Genomic DNA, 666 nt, shown 5'->3' on the forward strand with positions numbered 1-666 from the left:
CGTAATTTCAGAATTGGTGAAGATAGATTATTTTCTATTGAAGCTGCAAAACATGGCTTTAATTTTGCATATATTGATAATATACACCTTCATTTTGGTGTTCATGACTCGCATAGCACTGTTGGAAAAAATGAAGAAACACAGAAATATATTGATGTTCATGATGAGTTAGCTAGAATGTATCGATTTATATATAAAAATAAATCTTTTTCTTTTTAGAAAGAATGTTGGCGCGGAGAGCTCTTAGCCATGAATATTTTTGGGGGCTTGCTTATAACGGGTTGTGGTTAAAAGAAGAAAGAAATTTATCAATTTTTTATTTTATAAAGCAATTAAAATTTGGCCTTTTTCATTTTTATTTTGGAAGACATTTATTTTTGGTATCTGCTCAACCCGGTAGGGGGCGATGGGCAGTGATGCTCCGGTGACGGCGTTTTTGATAGCGGTGTAGGCATCAAGGCCGTGCCGCGCGGCGGTCCCGACGACGGATCGGACGTTGGCGAAGAAATCGGCGCCCCAGTTGGATCGGAAACCTCCGGTGACCTTGCGATATGTCGCGGTAGGCCGGAGTTCGCGCTCGGAGCCGTTGTGTCCGCGGCGATATCCGGGGTGTCGAGGAAGGTGAAGAGATGATCACGAACCTTGCCGTATCGTCGGCGCAATCGT

At 43.2% G+C, this 666-nt stretch carries 1 protein-coding gene; it reads left to right on the forward strand.

The features are described 5' to 3' along the window. Positions 1–219, forward strand: a 219-nt coding sequence (locus RT91_RS22105; protein ID WP_205409002.1) for a hypothetical protein, incomplete at its 5' end; no start/stop codon positions are given. Between the last annotated feature and the right edge of the window lie 447 nt (positions 220–666).

The sequence above is a fragment of the Acidiphilium sp. JA12-A1 genome (genome assembly GCF_000724705.2).
In the GTDB taxonomy this organism is placed as follows: domain Bacteria; phylum Pseudomonadota; class Alphaproteobacteria; order Acetobacterales; family Acetobacteraceae; genus Acidiphilium; species Acidiphilium multivorum.